18 protein-coding genes are annotated in these 15,670 nt (G+C 37.1%); 3 read left to right on the top strand and 15 right to left on the bottom strand.

Annotated features, from left to right (window positions below; all coding sequences use genetic code 11):
- Nucleotides 1–598 precede the first annotated feature (598 nt).
- The 8 genes from BM141_RS19275 to BM141_RS19240 all read right to left on the bottom strand — a co-directional run bounded on the left by BM141_RS19275 (nucleotide 599) and on the right by BM141_RS19240 (nucleotide 6,719).
- The gene (locus BM141_RS19275) at nucleotides 599–1,588 is read right to left on the bottom strand and encodes an RHS repeat-associated core domain-containing protein (RefSeq protein ID WP_091549100.1); all 990 of its coding nucleotides are present in this window, start codon (nucleotides 1,586–1,588) and stop codon (nucleotides 599–601) included.
- Between the two features lie 203 nt (nucleotides 1,589–1,791).
- Nucleotides 1,792–2,451 (bottom strand): hypothetical protein, encoded by a 660-nt coding sequence (locus BM141_RS19270; protein ID WP_091549099.1) that lies wholly within the window; start codon nucleotides 2,449–2,451, stop codon nucleotides 1,792–1,794.
- A gap of 4 nt (nucleotides 2,452–2,455) precedes the next feature.
- Complete coding sequence (locus BM141_RS19265; protein ID WP_177217465.1) at nucleotides 2,456–3,679, bottom strand: RHS repeat-associated core domain-containing protein; 1,224 nt, start codon at nucleotides 3,677–3,679, stop codon at nucleotides 2,456–2,458.
- 133 nt (nucleotides 3,680–3,812) lie between these two features.
- Nucleotides 3,813–4,085: a hypothetical protein gene (locus BM141_RS19260; protein ID WP_143091001.1), complete on the bottom strand. Its 273-nt coding sequence runs from the start codon at nucleotides 4,083–4,085 to the stop codon at nucleotides 3,813–3,815.
- Nucleotides 4,086–4,212: 127 nt separating this feature from the next.
- Complete coding sequence (locus BM141_RS19255; protein WP_091549096.1) at nucleotides 4,213–4,830, bottom strand: hypothetical protein; 618 nt, start codon at nucleotides 4,828–4,830, stop codon at nucleotides 4,213–4,215.
- 78 nt (nucleotides 4,831–4,908) lie between these two features.
- On the bottom strand, nucleotides 4,909–5,229 hold the full coding sequence (locus BM141_RS19250; protein WP_091549095.1) for a hypothetical protein: 321 nt from the start codon (nucleotides 5,227–5,229) through the stop codon (nucleotides 4,909–4,911).
- 9 nt (nucleotides 5,230–5,238) lie between these two features.
- Nucleotides 5,239–6,483, bottom strand: coding sequence for an RHS repeat domain-containing protein (locus BM141_RS19245; protein ID WP_221407715.1), 1,245 nt, complete (start codon nucleotides 6,481–6,483; stop codon nucleotides 5,239–5,241).
- Nucleotides 6,465–6,719: a hypothetical protein gene (locus tag BM141_RS19240; RefSeq protein ID WP_091549093.1), complete on the bottom strand. Its 255-nt coding sequence runs from the start codon at nucleotides 6,717–6,719 to the stop codon at nucleotides 6,465–6,467. The genes BM141_RS19245 and BM141_RS19240 overlap by 19 nt, the downstream gene beginning before the upstream one ends.
- A gap of 279 nt (nucleotides 6,720–6,998) precedes the next feature.
- On the opposite strand from BM141_RS19240, the gene BM141_RS19235 reads away from it, so the two are divergent.
- Nucleotides 6,999–7,895, top strand: a complete 897-nt coding sequence (locus tag BM141_RS19235) for a class I SAM-dependent methyltransferase (RefSeq protein ID WP_091549092.1) — start codon at nucleotides 6,999–7,001, stop codon at nucleotides 7,893–7,895.
- 138 nt (nucleotides 7,896–8,033) lie between these two features.
- Complete coding sequence (locus BM141_RS19230; protein ID WP_245764116.1) at nucleotides 8,034–8,234, top strand: hypothetical protein; 201 nt, start codon at nucleotides 8,034–8,036, stop codon at nucleotides 8,232–8,234.
- Nucleotides 8,235–8,263: 29 nt separating this feature from the next.
- On the opposite strand, the gene sdaAA is transcribed toward BM141_RS19230, so the two are convergent.
- The 5 genes from sdaAA to BM141_RS19205 all read right to left on the bottom strand — a co-directional run bounded on the left by sdaAA (nucleotide 8,264) and on the right by BM141_RS19205 (nucleotide 13,059).
- On the bottom strand, nucleotides 8,264–9,157 hold the full coding sequence (gene sdaAA / locus BM141_RS19225) for an L-serine ammonia-lyase, iron-sulfur-dependent, subunit alpha (RefSeq protein ID WP_091549091.1): 894 nt from the start codon (nucleotides 9,155–9,157) through the stop codon (nucleotides 8,264–8,266).
- A 22-nt stretch (nucleotides 9,158–9,179) separates the two neighbouring features.
- The gene (gene gldA, locus BM141_RS19220) at nucleotides 9,180–10,085 is read right to left on the bottom strand and encodes a gliding motility-associated ABC transporter ATP-binding subunit GldA (RefSeq protein ID WP_091549090.1); all 906 of its coding nucleotides are present in this window, start codon (nucleotides 10,083–10,085) and stop codon (nucleotides 9,180–9,182) included.
- 68 nt (nucleotides 10,086–10,153) lie between these two features.
- Entirely contained in the window at nucleotides 10,154–10,720 is a 567-nt protein-coding gene (locus BM141_RS19215) for a PDDEXK family nuclease (RefSeq protein WP_091549089.1), read from the bottom strand.
- A 212-nt stretch (nucleotides 10,721–10,932) separates the two neighbouring features.
- Complete coding sequence (locus BM141_RS19210; RefSeq protein ID WP_091549088.1) at nucleotides 10,933–11,928, bottom strand: glycosyltransferase family 2 protein; 996 nt, start codon at nucleotides 11,926–11,928, stop codon at nucleotides 10,933–10,935.
- Nucleotides 11,929–11,943: 15 nt separating this feature from the next.
- Nucleotides 11,944–13,059, bottom strand: a complete 1,116-nt coding sequence (locus BM141_RS19205; protein ID WP_091549087.1) for a DUF1573 domain-containing protein — start codon at nucleotides 13,057–13,059, stop codon at nucleotides 11,944–11,946.
- A 332-nt stretch (nucleotides 13,060–13,391) separates the two neighbouring features.
- On the opposite strand from BM141_RS19205, the gene hemC reads away from it, so the two are divergent.
- Complete coding sequence (gene hemC, locus BM141_RS19200; protein ID WP_091549086.1) at nucleotides 13,392–14,324, top strand: hydroxymethylbilane synthase; 933 nt, start codon at nucleotides 13,392–13,394, stop codon at nucleotides 14,322–14,324.
- Between the two features lie 264 nt (nucleotides 14,325–14,588).
- Here hemC and BM141_RS19195 read toward each other — a convergent pair whose 3' ends face one another.
- Both BM141_RS19195 and BM141_RS19190 read right to left on the bottom strand, forming a co-directional pair.
- On the bottom strand, nucleotides 14,589–15,116 hold the full coding sequence (locus tag BM141_RS19195) for an Hsp20/alpha crystallin family protein (protein ID WP_091549085.1): 528 nt from the start codon (nucleotides 15,114–15,116) through the stop codon (nucleotides 14,589–14,591).
- Nucleotides 15,117–15,121: 5 nt separating this feature from the next.
- Nucleotides 15,122–15,577 (bottom strand): Hsp20/alpha crystallin family protein, encoded by a 456-nt coding sequence (locus BM141_RS19190; RefSeq protein WP_091549084.1) that lies wholly within the window; start codon nucleotides 15,575–15,577, stop codon nucleotides 15,122–15,124.
- Nucleotides 15,578–15,670 lie beyond the last annotated feature (93 nt).

The following is a 15,670-nucleotide window of genomic DNA, read 5'->3' as shown; positions in this document are numbered from 1 at the left end:
CAATTGCGATTTGGTGCATAGGTTATCTCTTTTTATGGTTGCACCTTAGAGATAACCTTTTTTACTGAAAATTCCAAACTAGCACAATCGGTTGACTATTAAATACTTAATAAATATCGTATTAACGATGGATAGGATTACAGAAAGCATGAGAAACAAAAATAAAATTATGAAAAAAAATAATTTCTGAAAAAAACTTCTTTTATGATAAGCAAATCCTTGTAACTGCTTTTCTATTTCAAACCTTGAAAATTTGTATAACTTAGCATTAATTATATTACCAAAAACTACGGTGCATGAAATTATAACAAATAGAGTCATAGCTGAAATAAAACTGTTTTCATCTGTCCAAAATGAAATATAATGCCTAAAAGAGATGGTCGCAGGTAACAGAATAATCATTGAAATATACATACCTATATAAGCATTTGAAACCTCAGCTATCTTTTCTTCTTTTGTGCCTATTCGCAAGGTAAGGTTAGCAATGAAAATCCAAAATTTTTGATAAAGTATCATTGTATATATTAATTTGATGTTAAAATGTTTGATTAGAGCGAAAAGGATTATCAGTTTCCGAACTGATAATCCTTTCTTAATCTTACTCCCTCAACAGTTGAAGTGTCTCTTTGTCCAATTTATATAGTTCATTATCTCCTCCCAGTGCTGTTTTAATAGGATTCCATAAGCCAACAGCATCTCCCAGACCATATAAACCTATAGCACCAATGACTACTGGATTAGAAAATGTTGCTATAGCAAGCCCACCTGTAACTACTAAGTCAAACGCATCAGCATTTGTCATTGCTTCCCCCTTTGCAAGTTTTTCAATTACTTTTGCAGCATTCATTGCAAAACCAAATACTCCTAAGAATTTGGCAACCCCTCCTAAATTACCCAATGAATGTGTCTTGGGAAGCCTTTTAAGTTTTTTCATGGCAGTTTTTGTATTTTTGCTTTCAAGAGTTTTGGTATATTCTTGTATATCATATCTTGCCCAAGCCTCTGCCATACCTACCAACGTAGAAGCAAGACCATGGGGAACAGCAACTTTTTCGTACATACTCATAGGTTTACCGTCTAAAAGAGTTGCCTGTAAGACATTGCTGTTTTTGCTTGACTCTCCTGCATAAATCCTGTCATTTAACCAGTTTTTATTGGTATTGCCTTCGGCATGGTTGAAACTACCATCGTTCTTCGCTTCTACTACCGTTGGCTCTAAAATCTTTGTATCTGAATCAAAATGAGCAAATCCACCATCTCCTGAGTTTACGTAAGTCCCTGCTTTAAGTTTACTTGGGTCTTTCAGAGCAGTGTTATACACATCTTCCCAAGTGTTGCACCCATCGCAAAGTCCCATTGGGTCATTACTTGCAATTGGGTTATTGGAAGCAAAATGAAAAGATGTAAGGTTAGAACTTGCCTCTGCCAGAGGGTCTATCTGGTGGAATCTGCCCAACTGCGGGTCATACCCTCTAAACGCTGTTTCATGCCAGTGGAGGTTGAGCTTTGTTTCCTTCTCCGTTTGTCCATTGAAAGTAAACTTATTTTCTTGATTCGGACTTGGTGCTGTGTAATCCAGCCCTTTCATTCCCAAGCCAAAGGGGGTAGAGTCAAACCTGTAAGGTTTTAAAAACCTTACAGGTTTAAGTAGTAATAAGATAACCTATTGACTACCAATAAAATAACTTGCCTCTTATGCCACGCACCTACACGCCAATCGGAGATTGGCTTACCAAACTGCGTAGAGTTGCTTGCGCTAAACTCTAAGGCGAACAGGGGAAGTAAATAATATCATAACCTTGATATAAAATCGGCTGGGGTAATTTCTATTCCTGTAATTTTATTTTTCTCTATGAGTTCGCATAGCTTTTCAGAAATATAAAAATCAATCCATACAGGAAATAAGTCTAAGTCAAAATCTGAATTAAACACTACTTTGGCGTACTTAATAAAGGGCATCTCATACGGTGGCTCTTTCCCTATGGCTCTAAACTCCTCCCATTTAGCATCTAAATCAGCTTTTGAGGAAAATAGGATTTCTCCTTCTTTGACCGAATTAAAATTTCTTTGCCAAATTTCAAATTTAGAATGTTGATAATTCAGGTATTTGGTAAAGTCCCAAACGATATGCATATAGTAGTAGTCATCAAATTGTTGTTTGCGATAAATAATAGAAGCATTGTAAAACCTACTTGTTGCCAAATTGCACTCATCTAAAAGCCTTTTGAACTTACCACTCAAAATAAATGCCCTGTTGCTTTCAAAAGGGCTGAGAGCATCTGTAAGTTTAGCACGATAATTTACCTCAAATACCCCCGCATCAGTTCCTTCTGGAAAAGTATCATCAGAGGGGGCATCCCACCAAAACTGTGAAAATTTCTTAATTTGAGTATCAGTCATAGTTCCTACTTCTTTGTCTTCAAGAGAGTAGTCCATTTTATAGTATTTCATAGATTTATTTGTTTTTATAAACTGTATTTAGATTTTCTCCTACTTTTTGGGAAAGTCCTTGGTTTCTCAAAGTAGTAATTTCTCCTCGTAATTGATTAGCAAGTTGAGTTAAAAAATTATCTGCCATTTGTGGAGTAATGTTACTTATACCATGCTTTGAAATATAATTTGTAATCAATTTTACCACATAGTTACTATAATTATCATGACTTGCGTGTATGCCCAAACCTGTTGTTTTATTGTACGTCTCTAAGAACATACGATTTGTTCCTAAATGAGAATGATATTTGAACCCATTTTTCATTGCCAAATCTATGAATTTGACAATATCTTTACCGTATTTACCATTTTTCAAGGCTTGTGGTATTAAATGATGTGATTGAAAATTGGTAAATAACCCGACAATAATACCAATTAAACCTTCTTTAGCTGTATATTGTAAAGCAGTTTTTGCTACTCCACCACTTTTACCCATTGGGACAGCCATAGTAGCTGTTTCTGCAAAAGCGTTTATTTTATCGTCCCCTTGTGCTACTTCGCCAGTTAAATGAGTATCATACTTATTGAATGGGTTGAGTGTTTGCGCTGTAACATACACCCCATCAACTGCGGCATAAGTCATTTTAGCAAAAATATTCTCAGAATCAGCCCACTTGTCCACCCAACTATCTTTTTTGGCTTTTAAAGTAGGTTGCTCAACTTTAATTTTTAGTACAACAGGCTTGGGCGTAGGAACTGGCTTGGGGGCAGGTCGTGGGGTAGGTGTAGGAGCTGCGGCAAGACCATCCTCATCAAAATGTTCGCTTGCTAAACCACTCAAATCATTGAATGCTATCGGATTATTATACCCAAACTGATAAGGGTTTATCCCCGTAAACAAGTCTGCCAGAGGGTCTATCTGGTGGAATCTACCCACTTGCGGGTCATAGCTTCTGAACGCTGTTTCATGCCAGTGGAGGTTTAGCTTTGTTTCCTTCTCCGTTTGTCCATTGAAAGTAAACTTATTCTCTGTATTCGGATTTGGTGCAGTGTAATCCAAGCCCTTCATATTCAGCCCAAAAGGATAGTAATGATTTTCCTGTACCACCATAGCCACTGGCACAGCACTCAGCTCTATCTTCAAGTCATCAAAATAGACCTCTGTCCCTCCTTCATACTTCATGTAGGCGACTATGCTGGTTGTGCCTACTGGCAGGGTCATGCCGATACTGAGCGTTGCACGCCGCATTCCTCCCATGCGGTTTCCCCTGCGAGTGTTACGGGCTGCTCCTGCGGTGTGCCTATGAGGTTATTCCGATTATAGACTTCTAAGACCAGCTTGGCGTATCGCAGAGTTAAAGGTTCTGCTCAGTAGGATGATACTACCAACATATCCTTTCATAAGAGGGTGGCTTACGTTTCCAACCCTCAGACGGAATATCCTTGTCTTGGATACTAAGCGGTATTGACTCTTTAAAGTTAATTTCAGCACCTGATGGGTCAGCTACGTAAAATTTTACATAATAACGCCCATTAGGCACTTGGGGATTGCACCATGACGAGGCGTAATGCTCATATTTAACTCCATTAACATAATACTTATAAAATACCTTAGTGGACTTATTAAAATACTTAGTCTCAATAGTCCAACCCACTGTATAATGTTGCTCCCCAGTATGATTATAGCCAGGCTCTACTATTATAAAAAATATCGCTATTAATAATATACTTCCCAATGTAAAAAGGGCATAAATATCTTGCCTACTAAGTTTTTTCATTACTTTAATAATCTATAAGTTGAATACCTTGTTTGCCAAGTGTGTTATTAATTGTATTTACGGAGAAAGAGCCAGCATCACTAAGCCCATGAGTAACCATTCCTCTACCAATGTAATATGCCCATGCAGAAGTGATTCTTCGGGAATCAAGAACAGGCACTCCTGCCTTGTCCATGAGTACTTGCCCACTTCGCATATTATCTGCCATTTGGCTTCCCACAGCAGGGGCTATTTTTTGTACTACTCCAAAAGCAAGTAAAGCTCCTGCGGTATTTGTGAGAACATCGTTTAGTTTTTTATTACCATCCCCTAAATAACCAAATCCTTTATCAAGACTAAGTTCTAAACTCCCTGCTGTAAAGTTATTTACAAAAACATTGGTAAAGTTAGCACTTGGATTAATGAAAGACATAGCAGGAGACACCCAATTTATACTTTTATAAGATTGACTAACAGACCCTGAAAATGCCAAATTCACAGCAAATTGGCTTCCTACATCTACACCAGCACTTATAACACTTGCAGCAAGAGATTTCACTCCTTCTCTTACCATAAACTGCATTAAAATAGGGCTTCCATGAATTGCAATGAGCGTTCCTCCTAAGCCATAATTCAATGCCAAGCCAAAAGCATTTCTGAAATCTTGATACCATTGGCTTTGTGGAGTTACGCCTCCTGCCGAGATACAGGGGAATAATTTTTACGTTAAATTGGCTTCCTCATATTCACATAAAAATTCCTTCAAACATATAGCACAAACACTTCTTAAATTTTTATGAAAATTTACATGATTGATATTAGAATCATCAAACTCAAATTTATTAACTCCATCTAAGTTATATATTTTTAAATATTCTTTATCCAATATATATTCAAAAACTACTTCTCCAAAAAACATTATCTGTATCTTTGATAAATTTTTCACATCAATTGATTGTTGCAAAAGTATTTTTTCTGCAATTAATGGAGATGTTGATTCTACACCGTTCCAACCATGTTTTTTGCAATTATAAAGCCCCATAGTTAAAAGTTATTTTATTTTTTCAAAACCTAATTCTTTCAAAAAAGAGTATTGCGACCTCATATTATTGGGGATATTCAACCCTCCTGCATTTAATACATTGATTATATGCGTAACACAACTATTCGTTGCCTCTGAATAAGCCCCTAACTCTGTACCTAAAATGCCCCTTTGATATTTCATAGCATCTGTGGCATTAGGCAGACTCAATTCTACGGTTTTTATAGGATTATCAAGCATAGAAATATTTTTTGTAATAGTTGTTGTTGACATATCTGCTGCTGTAATTACTTGATGAGTGAACAATTTATCTTTTCCGCTTAAAACTTCTACCCCAAAATGTCCCAAACGATTAGTAGAAGTATATTGATAAATTTTTGCCATACTTGCGTTCACGCCTGGCACAGCCAAATCTACTGCATCTATTCCTGCACTCACATAATCACCTGTGGCTACATCATAAGCAACAGAGGCTACGTCCATTGCCCCGTCTGCCATGAGCATATCTGCCAAAATCGGCGCACCATAAATTGCAATAAGCGTTCCCCCTAAGCCATAATTCAATGCCAAGCCAAAGGCATTTCTGAAATCTTGATACCATTGGCTTTGTGGAGTTACGCCTCCTGCCGAGATATTGGCTTGCCCATGCAGAGAACGATGCACATAGTTATTGTCGCCTCTTTGGTGATGCAAACCTATGTTGCGATAAATGGGATTATGGCTACTTACTAAGTCCCACATCGAGATGCCATTCCCTGTTCTGCTTGCTCTTGCTGCGTACTTTTCTGCTAACTCATCACATTCTGGGCAAGGGCGATTAACAGGTGTTTCCCCATTCAAGCCCGTTGGGTCGTTGAACTTGATAGGGTTGTTGTAGGCATAGACATAAGGGGTAATGCCTGTAAACAAATCTACCAACTTGTCTGCTTGCAGAAAACGTCCAAGCTGTACATCAAGCAAGCGATGTGGCGTTTCTATGAAGTTCAGACTTAGCTTTTTCTCAAACTCGCTCTGCCCATTGAACGTAAACTTATTCTCCTTACTCGCCGTCTGCACATAATCCAAGCCCTTCATATTCAAGCCAAAAGGATAGTAGTGATTCTCTTGCACTACCATCGCTACTGGCACAGCACTCAGCTCTATTTTGAGGTCATCAAAATAGACCTCTGTCCCCCCTTCATACTTCATGTAGGCGACTATGCTGGTCGTGCCTACTGGCAGGGTCATGCGTATGCTCAGCGTTGCACGCCGCACTTCTCCCATGCGGTTTCTCCTGCGGTGCTTACGTACTGCTCCTGGGTGCTGAGAATGCTATTGCCGTTATAGACCTCTAAGACCAACTTGGCAGTAGGGGCAGGGGCGTTTTGCATTCCTAAGACATTCATGGGTTGCCCATGCCCCTCCCCAAAGGAGAGGGGAGTTTCTTCTTCCTTTGCCTTCCTCTGCAAAGATAGGGTTTTTCCTAAGCACAAACTTTCCAAAAGTTTCAAACTTTTGAAAAGTTAAAGCCCATTTCTTGTTACGTTTTACTTACGCAAATGCAACTGTACTATTTTAACCATTAAATTTTGTAACAAAAAATTAAAGAATTTGTAAAGAAATGTTTACCTTTGTTATCATAAAGTTTTGAAATTTTGATTTTTGTTTAATTTGTTGATTTGAAACATGATATTCTCTTTGAGGGTATCATGTTTTTTATTTAGAGAGCAAGATTGTTTTGTTTCGTTTTTTGTTACTTTGTAAAAGTACTTAATATATTACCGATTATCATGTTTATCCATTATCATCAATGCCCTATCTGTGGGAATCAAGACCTACTTCCTTTCTTGACTTGCAAAGATTATACAGTTTCCAAAGAAGATTTTGCGATAATATACTGCCAGCAATGTCAAACAGGCATTACACAAAATATTCCTAATCAAGCAACTATAAGCAAATACTACCAATCTGAAAGCTATATTTCGCATAGTGATACCAAAAAAGGTTTGGTAAATCAACTTTATCACTTGGCGAGAAGATTCATGCTTCAGAGTAAGTATCAACTTATTAAAAAACTTACGCACTTAGACAGGGGAAAAATCTTAGATATAGGGAGTGGGACAGGATATTTTTTACAAACTATGCAAAAAAAACAATGGGAAGTAGTGGGTATTGAAGCAGATGAAAAAGCACGTCAGTTTTCACAAGAGCAGTTTGGTTTGCCTATTTTTTCTCCTGAGGAGATTAAAAATATCTCTGATAAGCAATTTGATGTGATTACTCTTTGGCATGTCTTGGAGCATCTACACGACTTGCATAGCACATGGGAGCATCTCAAAAGATTACTTAAAAATGAAGGGTTACTACTCATAGCAGTCCCTAATCATCAGTCCTACGATGCTAAGCATTACCAGCAACATTGGGCGGCTTATGATGTACCGCGACATTTGTGGCATTTTTCCCCTAAATCCTTGAAACTTTTAGCCAATCAACATGGCTTTCAAATTATTGAACGAAAAATGATGCCTTTTGACCCATTTTATATTGCCTTGATAAGTGAAAAATACAAAGCTAATTCACTGGGTTTTATCAAAGGGCTTTGGCATGGTAGCATCGCTTTTTTAGCAGGACTTTTAGATGTAAAACGGTCAAGTTCCGTGATTTATATTTTAAAAAGAATTAACTAATCTCAAGCATAAAAAAAACTTATTTAACCTTTTTTTTTAAAACTTACATAGGTATTTTGCGTATAAATACTTACTACCTTTTATTTTATATTATTTCTGACAATTAAATTTTTTACGGGATTAAATATTGTCACGCTTATGAACATGCTCGAGTACAGTAAACTTATTTTGGAAAAAGTTAGTTTTGATGCTGGGCTTTTTGAAAATGAGCTTCGCAAGTCGAAACGCAACTTATTTAAGAATGAAATTGACGACTTAAGAAATTGGTGCAACGACAGATTTGGAGAAAGATACAAATCAACGATTCAAAAACACTTAGGAGTAAGAGCAGAAAAATAAGAAAAAAAGAGGGCAACAGTCCTCTTTTTTTATTCCTCTAAAATATCTATATCACTAATCAATACCCTTTTAGCAATTTCCTGTCCCGTAGGTGTCATGGCTAAGCCACCCAAAGCAGTTTCCTTGTATCGGTCTTCCATTGCCTGCCCTATTTCTCCCATAGCGATAATGCACTCATCTACAGGAATGACTGCACCGACCCCTGCTAAGGCAATTTGTGCGGAAGAATAGGCAATGGCAGCGGCACTTGCATTGCGGACTACACAAGGCACTTCTACCAAACCTGCCACAGGGTCGCACACCAAACCCAGCATACATTGGATAGTGATAGCTACAGCGTTAAATACTTGGTCTATCGTTCCGCCTAAAGCATAGACTACTGCACCTGCCCCCATCGCCGCTGCCGTCCCTGTTTCTGCCTGACAGCCACCCACCGCTCCTGCAATAGAGGCGTTTCGTTCTATAATCAAAGCAATCCCCGCACTTACCAGCATAGCCTCTAACATTTTCTTGTCATCTATCTGATGCAGTTCTTGCAAAGTTACCAAGATGGCAGGCATAATGCCTGAAGCACCTGCCGTAGGTGCGGCTACGATTCTACCCATGCAAGAGTTTACCTCTTTTGCAGCTAAAGCCCTTGCTATCAACTTTTTAAATTCAGGGGAGAGAACATTAATAGCATGTTGATATACTTTTTTACCCCCGTTATTTATCATGCCAGAGCGAGAAGTAGTATCTTCGGTTAGTCCCGTTTTTACGGCTTCTTTCATCACTGTATAGGCTAACTGCAAACCTTGCCAAATCTCCACCTCAGTTCGTCCTTTTTGAGTGATTTCATACTGCAAGACAGGCAAGTGCAAAGAAAAGTCATTTTCTTCACAATATTTTTTCCAACTTTTAAAATTATCAAATAGGATTCCCATAGGTTTTAGTTTTGATAATCAACTATTTAGAGGTTGCCTCTTGGAAAATACTTTCTAAGGAAGTTTCTTCTTTGCTCATGCCGAGAATAAGCCATCCTTTTTCCAAAGCTATCTTAGAAATTTCTGGTCTTATATCGGTTTGTGCCTTAATCAAAAGTTTGTTTGGGCTTATTTTTTGAATATCTATCACGGCGTTAATATGCTTAAAAGGCTCTATCTCGATTTCACCTTCTAATTCTATTTGAATCTTTACTTCATCTTTTTGCAACTGAAGGTCTGATAGCGGACTGTCTTTCACAATCTTGCCTAAGTTAATAATCACTACTCTGTCGCACAGTGCCTTGACCTCTTGCAAGATATGGGTAGAAAACAGTACAGTTTTTTCCTTACTTACCTCTTTGATGACATTGCGTATTTCTATGATTTGCAGAGGGTCTAAGGCACTGGTAGGCTCATCTAAAATCAAGACTTCTGGCTCATGAATAAGGGCTTGTGCCAAACCCACCCTCTGTCTATACCCTTTGGACAACATACCTATTTTTTTATGCTGTTCCTTGCCTAATCCACAAAGTTCAATGACTTTCTTTACTCGTTCATTTCTAAATACTCCTTTAAGTTGGTGCAAAGAGCCAATAAAATGTAGGTATTCATGCACATACATATCTAAGTAAAGAGGATTGTGTTCAGGAAGATAACCTACTTTTTTTCGTACTTCCAAAGAGGAAGTCAGTACATCGTATCCGCAGACCTCTACTGTTCCGCTTGTAGGCGTAAGATAGCAAGTGGCAATTTTCATGGTAGTAGATTTTCCCGCCCCATTGGGACCGAGAAAACCTACAATCTGCCCTTTTTTAGCCTCAAAAGAAATATGATTGACGGCAAACTGCTCCCTGTATTGCTTTACTAAATCCTTGACTATTAATGACATAGATAGATATTGGTAAACCTTAGTGAAGTATTTTCCAAAAATATAAAAATTTTGTATATTAATGCTAATCAATGCCCTGTTTGTGGTTTTAAAAACATGATGCGATTTGCTGCTTCTTGCCACATAAAAGCTACTTCGCCGTGGTCTATGACAAGACATTCGCCTTGCTGTCCTGTAATAAAATCTCTCCAATGATTTGACTCAGCGCACAATCCTAATCTGTAGCCTCCTCCCCCAAACACCCCTACCACGGCAGGACTAACAAGTATTTCATTATCAATTTCTTTGACTATCAATTTTCCTATCGTACATAGTTCTTCTTCTTTACCAGCCAGTAACCCTTCATACCTAACTATTTCATTAGTCAGCAGTAAAATTGCTTCGCAGATTCCCTCTTTTACATATTCAAAATAAAACTCAGATTGTTGAAAATAAGAGCTTTGTGGTTTTACCTCTACCAATATGGATGTATGTTCATCAATCAGAAAATCAGGAGTCCACTCGTACAGGTCAAGTGGTTCGTACTCCACTTTCCATTCTGCCAAATCAAAAAACGCCGCCCAACGCGCTTCCAGTCGTGAGCGATAGAGCCTACTCTTGTAGTAAGTAGGCAAAGGTTTAATGTGATAATTCATAAAAACGCAAAAATTGTTAAGGTATCTTTGCCAAGAAAGACAAATCAGTAAAATTGTAAAGTTTTGTAATTAGTTGATAATGAAGTAGAAAAGAAGGGTTTAAACTCTTTGTAAGTGAATTTACTCAAAAATCATAAATTATTGATTAATAAGCAAGTATTTACATAAATAATTATTAGAAGTAAAACGAACAGACTGTTACGCAATGTTACTTACCTGCCCCTTTTAATCCATCGTAAAAAAGATAAAATATTTTTACTCAACCATTTGGCTCGCCAATTTACCTGAGCCAGTTCTTTGTCTTGCTGGTACAAGGTGGGATAATTTTTTCTTAAAAAAGAAGTAATACGATAAGCCCAATCTAATTCGCCTGCTTCAAAATAAAAAATGAGTTGGAAACGAAGATGATAAAAAAAAGCGGTAGTTAGGTCATCAATAGAAAAATATTTTTTTACTTGGTATGAATCATCTCTTTCATCATACATTTCCAGAGATTTCATTTGCTTGATTAGTTCGGAAGTAAACGGAAACGACCTCAACAGCTTGCTAAAAATCTTGGCATAATCCTGAGCAAAAAAGTTCTGTTGGCTTACGCTCTTGCTACTTTTATGTAAGAGATATTTTGAGAGTACGTCCTGTACTTGGAGAGCCTCGTGATTCAGAATCATTCGCAGGAAAAAGTCATAATCCATGCCGTAGTGATAATCTTCCTCCAATAATCCCAATTCGTCTATGACGCTTTTTCTGAAAAAAGCAGAGGGCTGCGGGAAAGGCAAACCTGCTAAATATTTGTAGTGCAGGTCTTTGCTTTCTGCTCCTTTGATAACTTCTTTTCCTTGTCCAAAGAGCAAAGTTTTTCCATGTAAAAAACCAACAGAAGGATTTGCCTCAAAATAGCTTACAATCTTGTGAAGCGCGTTGGGCATGAGCTGGTCATCGCTATTAATCCAAGTAATGATTTCTCCTGTGGCTTTGCTTAGTCCCTTATTTATTGCATGGCTTTGACCTTTGTCTTTTTCACTCTCCCAATAGGTAAGGTGTTTTTGATATTTTTCAATGATTTTCAAAGAATTGTCTTGACTTCCCCCATCAAAAATCATATATTCTAAGTGAGGATAGTTTTGTCCAAGAATGGATTGGATAGTAGCCTCTAAGTACTGAGCTTGATTGTAAGAAGGCGTAATGATAGTTACTTTGGCATTTTTCATGAATGAGTTATTTGACTAATATTCAATTACGTTGGCTTGAAATTCTATGTTTTGAGATGGAGTAGCGATGTCATTGGAATAAACAGTTACTTTGCCTTGTTGCTTTCCTATTTCCTTGCCTTGCTTGAATCGTACTTTGATAATTCTGAACTGATGAGGAGGAATAATCATATTTTGCCAGTTGTTAATATCTTGTACTTCACAGAACTCATCGGTTTCTAACTTTTCTATTTTCAAATCCAAACTTCCCTCGTTGTATATGACAAATTCTGTAATGACTATCATGTCAGGGTAGATATTCCCCAAATTTTGACGTATTTCGCTGACTCTGAGCGTAGGTTTTCTTACAGTGGTGGTAGGCGAAACATACATAGGGGCAGGTGTACTTGTGTACTGCTCGCCTTGTACCTCTATGGCGATAGTCATTCTTACACTATCTCGGTCTGCCGTAAACATAATTATTTCTTCTTGGAAAAATCCAACTTCGTTTTTTACAATAGGATTGTAAGTAAGTACGATTGCCCCTACTTTTCCTGCGGGAATAATGTGAGAGGAATCAAAATAAACGTTGATATGGGAGGGTTTGATGACCCTATCTGTAAAATAAATATCCTCATTGGAGGGGTTATACATTTCAAACTTACGGGCTACGGTAGATTGGTTGGTAATACTCCCAAAGTTTAGATTTTTGTATCTAAAATATAACCTTCCGTTTTTATGAGTGAAAATATTGGCGGGATTGGTGTTAGGAGAAATAAAACCTTTGAGTGTAAGGGTTTGAGTACGTGGATTTCCGTCAGAATTGACTACAAAGCCTTTTTCAAAAGCACCTGCTCTGTAAGGCAAATAAGACACTGTTATTGTGCCTGTTTCATTGGGTTGGATAGGTGTTTGAGGATAGGAGATAGTCAAACACGAACAGTCAGGCACTACACTTAGTATATGGATAGGCTTAGTCCCTATATTTTTGAAAGTAAAAGAATGGGTGATAGCTTTCTCACTCTTTATTACGTTTCCAATATTGTAGGTTGGATTTTCAAATAAAAGTGTGGTTTGTGCTTGGGTATGTGTAGGGAAATGTAGTATATAAAATAAAATTAAAAAAATACAATTTCTGATAAAGTGCCTCATTCTTTTAAGTGAGATTTAGTTCTAATAATTTTTTGCTAATATAACTTTTTAAATCAGTAACAAAAGTAGTAATAACAAACTGTTTCACCAAATCTACTTTGAAAAGTAAAGTTTAGATGAAGTGGTGAACGTAAATAAATAACAAAAAAAGTATGCCTGATTTTCTACTTAATAGAAGGTAAACAGGAGATGCCTTAAATAATACAAAAAAAGTCTTGCGAATTAAAATAATTTATATAAAATTTGAAATAGAAAATTTTGAACTGCTTTTAGGAGATTAGAATATCAAATAAAATCCAAATTTTTTATAAAGTATTAAATTTCTTATTCCATTGGAGAGAATCATTAAAATTGGTACACGCGGTAGTAAACTCGCACTTTGGCAAGCCAATTTCATAGCCGATAAATTAAAAACTCAGGGCATTCAAAGCCAGTTAGTAACAATAGAAACCACAGGCGATAAGATGTTACATAAGTCTATTGCTAAGTTAGGTAGTAAAGGCGTATTTACAGAGGAGTTAGAAATTCAACTTCATAGTGGAGCTATAGATATTGCCGTGCATAGTGCCAAAGACTTGCAAGCCCAACTTCCCTCTGACTTAGAAATTATCGCCTTTACAGAAAGGGAAAAAGTAAATGATGTATTAGTAAGTTTCAACAAGTATTTTACCTTTGATGAGAGCCAAAAAGTAGTACTTGGAACTTCCTCTACGCGTAGGATTGCGATGATTCGCCACTATTTTCCCAAAGTGAAAACCGTAGATGCGCGAGGCAACTTACAAACCCGCATGCGAAAAATGGAGGAGGGGCTTTGCGATGCGCTTGTACTTGCCTATGCAGGAGTACACCGTATGGAAATGGAAAACTATATTGTACAGCATCTTTCTACAGAAACTTTTACCCCTGCTGCTGGGCAAGGGAGTATTGCCATAGAGGCAAGTACTTCTTTAGATAGAGAGGTAAAGCAAATCATTAGGGAGGCAATCAATCATTATCCTACTGAATATCAAATTATTGCGGAAAGAGCCTATTTGAAACACTTGCAGGGCGGTTGTAGTGTACCTGCTTTTGCCCTTGCTGAGGTCAACGGCGACCAACTTAAACTTCATTGTGGCATCATCAGCCTTAACGGGCGTGATATTATCAGGGAAGAAGCAGCAATGGACAAAGATGAGGGAGAAAAATTAGGAGAAATCTTAGCCAAAAGAGTGTTAGAGAACGGCGGAGAAAAGATTTTAAATGATATAAAAAAACAGATAGGATAGATTTTAATACATTTTTAGCCTTGTTGAATAAATAAAGAGCATAGATAAAGTATCTTACCTATGCCCTCAATCTAATGAAAGTTATAAGCTAATGGTGTTTATATGTTCTTAATCTCTTTACTAAGTTATCTTTTTTTGTGGTGATAAGTAATGTTATTTCTCTCCAATTCATTATTGTCCAAAGCACAAAAAAATAAATCGCCATGAGCAATGAAAGACTTAGAGCTAATATATCCATATATTTATCACCTCCTTTCCCCTAAGTTATTTGATTGCAATGAGTTTCTTAGTTGGTTCTTTTTCGTATTTTTTAGCTACTTTCAATGACAGGAGTCCATGCTCCATTTTTGCCTCTACCTTATTAGGGTCGGCATTCTCAGGCAGGGCAAATACTCGATAAAAAGAAGCATAAGAAAACTCTTGTCGTATCCAATTTTTGCCTTTTTCTTCTGTCTTATTGCTTTTCTCAGAAGATATGACGAGGTTGTTATTTTTAATTTCTATTTTGATGTCGTTTTTGCTCAGTCCCGGCAGAGCTACTTTCAAGTCAAAAGCCGCATCTTCGTCTGCGATATTGACAGAAGGTAAAGTAATCAACTCCTCATCTTTACCCACTTGGTCAGAAATCTTACTACCAAAAAAATTCTCGATAAATTGAGGCAATCGCCAATCTTTTCCGATGATGTTTTTCAAAAATTTCATAGTTGTAAAATAGTTGAGTTTAGAAATATTGATTTTATTGTTATAGTAAACTTTGCCAAAGTCTTTGACCTTGACAAAGTTACTCAGCATCTTTCTTATGCAATTTGAATCACACGTGCTGGTTTAGGTTTTGCTTCTTCTTTTTTAGGGATGTTCAGCACTAATACGCCGTCGTTGTAGCTGGCTTCTATTTTGTCAGCATCTACGCTCTCAGGCAAAGAGAAAGAACGCACAAAACTCTGATAGCTGAACTCTCTGCGAGTATAAGTTCCACCTTCTTGCCCTTCAGTTTTTTCTTCTCTTTTTTCGGAAGAGATAGATAAGACATTGTGATTTACTTCTACTTTGAAATCCTCTTTTTTCAGACCGGGTGCAGCTACTTCTACCTGAAACTTGTCATTGTCTTCTTTGATATTGACAGCGGGTAGCGTAGTGTTGGTAACAGAAAAATTGCGATTTGACCAGTCAAAAAACTCGTTATTGAAAAATTGGTCAATTAAGCTCCCAAATGCAGGGAAATCTACTTGTGGTTTTCTTACTATTAAGCTCATAATCTTTAAAGTTTAAGGTTTAAAATTAATTGAATCAAATACATTAAACTTTTTCTCAGATTTTGTACCAATAGAGAAAATAAGACATTTTGT

It is taken from the genome of Thermoflexibacter ruber, from assembly GCF_900113045.1.
In the GTDB taxonomy this organism is placed as follows: Bacteria; Bacteroidota; Bacteroidia; order Cytophagales; family Thermoflexibacteraceae; genus Thermoflexibacter; species Thermoflexibacter ruber.
This window is presented reverse-complemented; position numbering and strand designations above follow the sequence as displayed.